The 7,415-nt window shown below is 69.4% G+C and carries 6 protein-coding genes, 1 tRNA gene and 1 rRNA gene; 2 read left to right on the forward strand and 6 right to left on the reverse strand.

The window, feature by feature from the left end; translation table 11 throughout:
• Both rrf and VGO20_RS10120 read left to right on the forward strand, forming a co-directional pair.
• A 5S ribosomal RNA gene (gene rrf / locus VGO20_RS10115) occupies positions 1-112 on the forward strand; the annotation flags it as partial.
• A 76-nt stretch (positions 113-188) separates the two neighbouring features.
• A tRNA-Met gene (locus VGO20_RS10120) sits at positions 189-265 on the forward strand.
• A 79-nt stretch (positions 266-344) separates the two neighbouring features.
• On the opposite strand, the gene VGO20_RS10125 is transcribed toward VGO20_RS10120, so the two are convergent.
• From VGO20_RS10125 to VGO20_RS10150, 6 genes are all read right to left on the reverse strand, one after another.
• Complete coding sequence (locus tag VGO20_RS10125; RefSeq protein ID WP_327502210.1) at positions 345-2,393, reverse strand: putative bifunctional diguanylate cyclase/phosphodiesterase; 2,049 nt, start codon at positions 2,391-2,393, stop codon at positions 345-347.
• A gap of 175 nt (positions 2,394-2,568) precedes the next feature.
• Positions 2,569-3,549 carry an ornithine cyclodeaminase family protein gene (locus VGO20_RS10130; RefSeq protein WP_327502211.1) on the reverse strand — a complete coding sequence of 327 codons (981 nt, stop codon included), beginning with the start codon at positions 3,547-3,549 and terminating at the stop codon, positions 2,569-2,571.
• Complete coding sequence (locus tag VGO20_RS10135; protein WP_327502212.1) at positions 3,546-4,400, reverse strand: alpha/beta fold hydrolase; 855 nt, start codon at positions 4,398-4,400, stop codon at positions 3,546-3,548. The genes VGO20_RS10130 and VGO20_RS10135 overlap by 4 nt, the downstream gene beginning before the upstream one ends.
• Complete coding sequence (locus VGO20_RS10140) at positions 4,397-5,851, reverse strand: M81 family metallopeptidase (protein ID WP_327502213.1); 1,455 nt, start codon at positions 5,849-5,851, stop codon at positions 4,397-4,399. The genes VGO20_RS10135 and VGO20_RS10140 overlap by 4 nt, the downstream gene beginning before the upstream one ends.
• Positions 5,848-6,399, reverse strand: coding sequence for a TRAP transporter small permease (locus VGO20_RS10145; protein ID WP_327502214.1), 552 nt, complete (start codon positions 6,397-6,399; stop codon positions 5,848-5,850). The genes VGO20_RS10140 and VGO20_RS10145 overlap by 4 nt, the downstream gene beginning before the upstream one ends.
• A 4-nt stretch (positions 6,400-6,403) precedes the next feature.
• Positions 6,404-7,378 (reverse strand): TRAP transporter substrate-binding protein, encoded by a 975-nt coding sequence (locus VGO20_RS10150; RefSeq protein WP_327502215.1) that lies wholly within the window; start codon positions 7,376-7,378, stop codon positions 6,404-6,406.
• Between the last annotated feature and the right edge of the window lie 37 nt (positions 7,379-7,415).

A 7,415-nucleotide genomic window follows, 5' to 3' on the forward strand; every position in this document is an offset into this window, starting at 1 on the left:
GTGGTCATGGCGGGGGGCCCAACACCCGATCCCATCCCGAACTCGGCCGTGAAATCCCCCAGCGCCGATGGTACTGCGTCTCAAGACGTGGGAGAGTAGGTCGCCGCCAGGCCTGCTGGCCGCAGCTCGTCACAGCTTCAAGACACGTCCACGAACCCTCTCCCGGTGCCTCGCACCCGATCCCTTGACGCGGGGTGGAGCAGCCCGGTAGCTCGTCAGGCTCATAACCTGAAGGTCGTAGGTTCAAATCCTACCCCCGCAACCAGATCAGACGCCGCCAACCCAGCAGGGTGGCGGCGTTTTTCGTTTTAGGGGCTCGTAGGGTCGAAAACGCGCCTGGGAAATCAAACGGCGGAACCCGGGGTGCCGATCAGGTTGATCTGGCCGCTCATCAGGATCTGTTCGAGAGGGGCGGGGTGGCCGAGCAGATACCCCTGTGCTTCGTCGCATCCTTCCGTCGTGAGGAGGGAGAGCTGGCCCTGCGTCTCGATGCCTTCGGCCAGGACGGGGATGTTCAGGCTCTTGCCGAGCGCCAGCACCGCGCGGATGATCGCCTTCGCCTGCGGGCTGTGTTCCACCTCGTTCATGAACGAGCGGTCGAGCTTGATCTTGTCGAAGGGGAACGAGCGCAGCGTGTCGAGTGAGGAATAGCCGGTCCCGAAGTCATCGAGGGCGATGGTGACGCCCAGCGCCTTGATCCGCTGCAAGGTGTGCAGCGAGCGTGCCTTGTCGGCGATGATCGTGGACTCCGTCAGTTCCAGCTCCAACCGGTCCGGCGGCAATCCCGTCTCGCTCAGCACCTCCGAGATCAGCTTGGGCAGATCGGCATGGACGAACTGCACCGGGGAGAGGTTTACCGCAACCTTGTGCGGAGGCTCCCAGGATGCGGCCTTGGCGCACGCCGTTCTCAATACCCATTCGCCGATCTGCAGGATCAGGCCGTTCTCCTCGGCCAGCGGGATGAACTCCGAGGGCGAGATGAAGCCGAGCCGGGGGTGCTTCCAGCGCAGCAGGGCTTCATACCCGCGGACATGGCCGGTCGAGATGGACTTCTGAACCTGGTAGTGGACGTCCAGGAGCCCGTTCTCCAGCGCGTCGCGCAATTCGCTCGCGAGCTGCCTGCGGGCCCTGACCGTTTCGTCCATCGCCCGGTCGTAGAAGCAGATCGTCTTGATCAGGTTCGCCTTGGCCCGGTGCATGGCGAGATCGGCATTGTTGATCAGCATTCTCGCGTCGCCGGCATCGTCGGGATAGATGGCGACGCCGATGCTGGCTTCCGGCACGAGCTCGTAGCCGCCCAGCCCGATGGGCATGGACAGCGCCGCTTCGAGCCGGGACAGGAAATCGACGAGGTCGGCCTGGCCGTGCATGCGGTGGACGGCGGCAAACTCGTCGCCGCCGAGCCTCGCGGCGAACTCGCCCTCGCGCAGAAGGCCGGCCATGCGCCGAGCCAGGACCTTCAGCACCTCGTCCCCGGCGCCGTGGCCGTGCAGATCGTTGACCTCCTTGAAGCGGTCGAGGTCGATGCTGATCAGCGCGACCTTGCCTCCCGTCTCGCCGGCAAGATCGATCTCGCGGTCGAGCCGGCCGGTGAAGCTCGCCCTGTTGGGCAGGCCGGTCAGGCTGTCGCTCATGGCCATGTGATGCAGGCGCCTGAAGGATTCCATGCGCACGCTGTCGTCGATGACGTAGCTGGAAAGCCCGGCGCCGACGATGATCAACGCCACGCAGGCGACGGCGAAGGCCAGCGTCTGCAAGGCGGCGGGGTTGGAGAAGGAACCTTCGATCAGCATCGGTGAAACCCGGAACGCCGTCATTCCGGTGAAATGCAGGCTGACGATGGCCAGGACCAGCACGGCGGTCGCGATGTACTTGTCGCCCCAAAAGGCGCGGCGCATGCCGAAATGCAGCGCCAGGGCGGAGAGCACGACGGAGAGGACGATGGACGCCGCCAGATAGGGCATGTCCCAGGCGACGATCCCCTGCACGCGATAGGCCAGCATGCCGGTGTAGTGCATGGCGACGATCGCCAGGCCGACGATACCGCCTCCGACGGCCGGGGCCAGCCGCGACAGACCGCTGGCCGCGACGACGAAGCCGAGGGCGCTCCCCGCCATGGCAATGAGCAGGGACACGATCGTCATGACGGGGTCGAAGCCGATCGGAACGCCGGGATCGTAGGCGAGCATGGCGATGAAGTGGGTGCACCAGATCGATGATCCGGCCGCTACGGCGGTCAGGAAATACCAACCGGCTCTCTGTAATCCCGTCGTGCTGCTCGCCCGGTGAAACAGACGGATGATGACCCACGAGCCGGCGACGCAAACGAGTGCCGCAACGATCACCAGCCAGATGTCGTGTTTGTCTGTTATACAGCCAAGTACTGTCATCATCGTCGGATAGCTCTCGAGAACTTCGCGCCAATATACGATTGGCGTTTCTAACCGCAGATTTATACTAAGGTTGCTAAAAACCGATTAACCAACACCGGCTGCAATCTTCGGATTGCGGTCGCGAATGGGCACGCGTCCCCCCGGGCGCGCGCGTGCTTCGTCTCGATCCCGCCGCCTACGCGATCGACACGGCGACGCCGAGACCCCGCGCCTTCGCCTCGGCCAGGCAGTGGGCAGCGCAGGCCAAGTCCTGCGCGGCGATGCCGAGCGAGCGGTAGAGCGTGACCTGTTCCCCGCTTTCCCGGCCGGGCCTGGACCCGGACAGCACCTCGCCGATCTCGGCGCGCACGTGTTCGCGCGTGATGCGGCCGCTCCCGATCGCCCCGATCACCTCGCCCGCCTGGGCGAAGGTGGAGGGGCGGTAGTCGACGAAGAGCGCCGCGCGGGCGACGAGCTCCTCGTCGATCTCGCGCTTCGACGGGATGGAGGCGCCGACGACGTTGAGATGCGTTCCCGGCGCGATCCAGTCGCCGAACAGGACCGGCTCGGCCGCGGCGGTCACCGTGCACACGATGTCCGCTCCGGCCACCGCGTCCCGCACGTCGGTTCCCGCCGTGACCGTCGGGCCGGGATGGCGCCGGCGGGCGCGGTCGGCGAAGGCTTCGGCCTTCTCCATCCGCCTGCCCGCGACCCGCACTTCGCGGATCGGCCGCACGGCCAGCATGGCGTCCAGGTGATGCTCGGCCTGCTCGCCCGTGCCGACGATCGCGAGCACGCCGGCATCGGCCCGGGCGAGCGCGCGCGTCGCGACCGCGCTCGCCGCCGCGGTGCGTATGGCCGTCAGCAGGTCCGCGTTCATGATGGCCGTCGCGGCGCCGTGCTCCGCCTCGAAGAGCACGACCGCGCCCTGGTGCGAGGAACGGCCGGCTGCGGGGTTGCCGGGGAACAGGCTGACGAGCTTGATGCCGTAGCAGGCGGGTTCGCTCATCGCGCCGGGCATGATGCCCATCCGGTTCGGGCCGCCGACCTCCATGATCGAGCGCAGGGGCAAGGTGGCCTTGCCCGCCGAGACGGCGACCATGGCCCTCTCCACCACCTCGATCGCTGTCGCCATCGGCAGCAGCGCCGTCACGTCGGCGTTCGACAGCACGATCATCGGGCACGCACCTCGCCGTCGCCCCAGCGTTCTCCCCGGCCTTCCAGGCCGAGCTGCTCCTCGAGCAGGGCGGTGTAGAGGGCGGGCCTCGCCACGTAGGGGAAATGTCCGCCGCTCTCGAAGCGATAGGCGACGGCGGGACGGAGCCGGGCGCGCACGGCGTCGCGCATCGCCGGTGGGATCAGCGGGTCGTCCGCCGCCTCCACGGTCGCGATCCGCTCGCGCGGGAGGTCGAGGGCCGGCAGCTCCGGCGCCCGCTTGAGCGCGTTGAGCCGGGTCCGCAGTTCGGGCTCGGGAATGCGCCCGTCGACCTCAGCGAGCAGCAGTTCGACCAAGTCGGCCTGCTCGGGATGGGACGCCGCCCAGGCATTCAGGCCTTTGGCGAAGCCCGCGCGCAGCTCCCCGATCGGGCCGTGGTCGAGGTCGGAGCTGTAGGGCGGGCGCGTCGCGATCTCGCCCGCGGAGGCGAGCGTGTTGGCCGCGATCAGCCGCTCCACGATGCCGGGACGCCCGGCCGCGAAATACTGGGCGAGGTAGCCGCCGAGCGAGGAGCCGAGCACGGCCGCACGCGCGATGCCCAGTTCGCCGCACAGCGCCGCCAGGTCGTCCGACCATTCGGCGACGCCGCCGTCCCGGGGATAGCTGACGGCGACGATGCGCGCGCGGTCCCGCAGCGCCTCGATCTGCTGCCAGAAGATGTCGGCGCGGCCGAGCGTGCCGGGAAGCAGCAGCAGGACGGGGCCGCGGTCGCCGGCCTCCACCACGCCCCAGTCGCGGCCGCCGATCGTCCGGCGCCGTTCCGGATGCGCGGCGGCGAAGCGGTCCCGGTCGGCGATCAGGGCGTTCGTCATGGGAAGGGGTTCTCCATCTTCGGCCAGTAGTCCGGCGCGCGCCGGGTATAGGGGATGTTGGCGTAGTCGGGCGTGATCGCGCCAGGCGTCGCAACGTGGATCACCTCCGACGCGATCGGCGCGAAGCCGGCATGGAAATGCTGGGAGGACTTCACGCACACGATCCGCTTCGACGACAGGTCGATGCCGAGGCCGGTGAAGGCCTCGGGATGGAAGGTCTGCGTCCGCTTGTCGTTGATCACGATGTCGATCCCGTCCGCCTCGACCCAGGCCGTCCCGCCCAGGGGGGCGGCCAGCGAGCCGAAGCGCTGGGTGAGGCCGTCGGCGAGCTTCCTCACGGTCACCGCGATGTCGAGCGGGCGGCCGGACATCGGCCCGCATTTGCCGCCCAGGCGCAGGTTCAGCCGCGCCCCTTCGCCGGCCTCCCGGCAGATCCGCAGCGCGATCGGGTCCCAGTAGACGCCGGTCGCGACCCCGGTGATGCCGCGCTCGAGGATCGCCTCCAGCAGGAAGGTCGCGTCGCTCGGCGCGCCGCCGCCGGCGTTGTCGGAGACGTCGGCCAGGACCACCGGCCCGCCCGTCGCGGCCAGCGCCCGGTCGAGGGCGCCGGAGATGTCGGGGTAGGGCCGCATGATCGCGTGGCGCAGGGAGAACAGCTTCTCGCCCAGCTCGCGCGCCAGCCGTTCGGCGAGCGCCGGGTCGCCGTCGGTGATGGCGAGCGCGCGGGCGCCGACGCGCGGATGGTCGCCCCAGGGAAAGCCGTGGGCCAGCGACAGCGACAGGACGCCGGGCTCGCCTTCGCGCGCCGACATCTCGTCGACCAGGCCGCGCATCGGCGCATAGGGCGTGTGCATGGCGCAGATCATGCGGCAGTCCCAGTCGCGCATCACCGGCCTGGTCCGGCCCTCCGCCGCGTCGGCCGCGAGCCGGAAGAGGTCCTGCGCGCGTTCCGGGATGTCGACATGCGGGTATTCCTTGTACGCGACCAGCAGCGTGGCACCGTCGAGCATCGCCTGCGTCAGGTGGCAATGCGGGTCCAGCAGGCCGCCGATCACCGCCCGCGGGCCGGCGATGCGCCGGCAATGGGCGATCAGGTCCCCCTCGCAGTCCTCGTAGCCGTCGGCGATCATCGCGCCGTGCAGCGACAGGAGCACGACGTCGACCGGCATGGCGGCGGCGAGGTCGCGCAGGATCTCGTCCCGGAACGCCTCGTAGACCGCGCGCACGGTCGGGCCGGCGGGCTGCGCGTGCGCGGTCAGGCTCTCGTGGATCGTCCAGCCGCGCGTCTCGGCCGCCTCGCGCCAGATGTGCAGCGGGGCCGACCAGTACTCGACCGGCCCGCGCGTGGCGTCGCCATGCGCCACCACGCCCTCCTCGAAGCCGAGGCGGCCGGTCGGCAGCGGGGAGAAGGAGTTGGTTTCCGTGCTGAGGCTCGCGAGAAAGACCTTCATGAAAGGATTTCGTCCTGTTTCGCCGTTGCGACCTCGTCCGCGCCGGCCAGGCGCATGGCGACCTGCGCCACGAGGTGGATCATGATGAGCGTGAAGGCGACCGGCACGGCGGCCGTGAACCAGGCCATGGAGATCCCGATCATCTCCCCCTTGCGCTCCATGCTGCGGGCGAGGAAGCCGCGCGCCAGGCTGAAATTCGGTCCGAAGAGCGAGTAGTATAGGATCGGGAGGGCGAAGACCGCGACGCCGGCCGACCGGACCAGGGCCAGCGCCTTCCCGGCGCCGCCCAGAACCGACTGCATGCCCGGGAACAGGTTCGGGTCCGAGCGCTCATGGAAGGCGACCGACGCGCCGAGCATGCCGGCCCACACCATCGCGCGCCGGGCCAGCTCCTCGGTCCAGACCGGCGGCGCGTCGAAGACGTAGCGGGCGACCACCTGGTAGGCGGCGGCCAGCACCATCACCAGCACCGCCGCCACCGCGCCCCAGAGCGCGGCCCGGTTGAGGACCGACGAGAGCCGGGCCAGGAGGATCGCCAGCCTGCGCACCGGGCTATTCGCCCTTGGCCTTGCGCCACATGTCGATCTGCTCCGCCGTCAGCAGGCCGCTGTCGTAGGCGGGGGCGGACGCCTCCAGGAACGCGGCGCGCGCCTCCGGGGTCAGCTTCGTGACCCGCACCCCGGCCTGCTCCAGCCGGTCGTAGACCGAGGCCTGCCGGGCGAGCCAGTCGCGGTTGGCCGCGTTCGCGGCATCCGCGGCGGCATCGACGGTAGCGCGCTCCTCCTCCGAGAGGCCCTGGTACCAGTCCTCGGAGACGATGGCGACGCGCAGCGAGGGCGAGACCTCGGCGTCGGTGAAGTATTTCAGGAAATCGGTGTGGCCGAACAGGAGGGGGACGACCGGCGGGTTGATGTAGCCGTCGGCGACGCCGGTCTGCAGCGCGTTCGGCACCTCCGCCCAGCTCACGATCGTGCCGGTGGCGCCCCAGGCCTGGAACAGCGCGATCTGGCTCTCGTCGAGGGCGCGCATGCGCAGGCCGGCCATGTCCTCGACCGTCTCCACGGGCTTCTTGGCGTTGAAGATGCCCGAGCCCTGGCCGACCGTGTTGACCGCGAGCACCCGCACGCCCTGCGGCGTGACCTTCTCGTTGATCTTCTCCAGCATGCCGCCGTCGTACAGCGCGCGGTCCACCTCCTCCATGCTCTCGAAGAAGTAGGGCAGGCGCAGCCCGTAGATCAGGCTGTCGAGCGAGCCGGTGATGTTGAGCGGCGACATCGAGACTTCCAGCAGCCCCTGGCTCACCTGGTCGAACAGCTCGTCGTCGCCGCCGAGCGCGCCGCGCTGGTACTCCTCGGCCGGCATGCCGTTGGCGTTCAGGTGCTCGACGAAGGCATTCGCCCAGACATAGCTGCCCGATCCCTCCAGGTCCGGCGGGCTGTCGAGCGCCACCTTCACCTGGGCCGCCGCCGGGCCGGCGGCGAATGTCGCGGCCAGGGCCGCCACGACTGCCAGTTCGAGTGCCTTCATGGTCCTAAACCTCCTGTTGGATGGTCAGCTTCCCGCG

The organism is Arenibaculum sp., from assembly GCF_035998295.1.
In the GTDB taxonomy this organism is placed as follows: domain Bacteria; phylum Pseudomonadota; class Alphaproteobacteria; order Azospirillales; family Azospirillaceae; genus DASYHS01.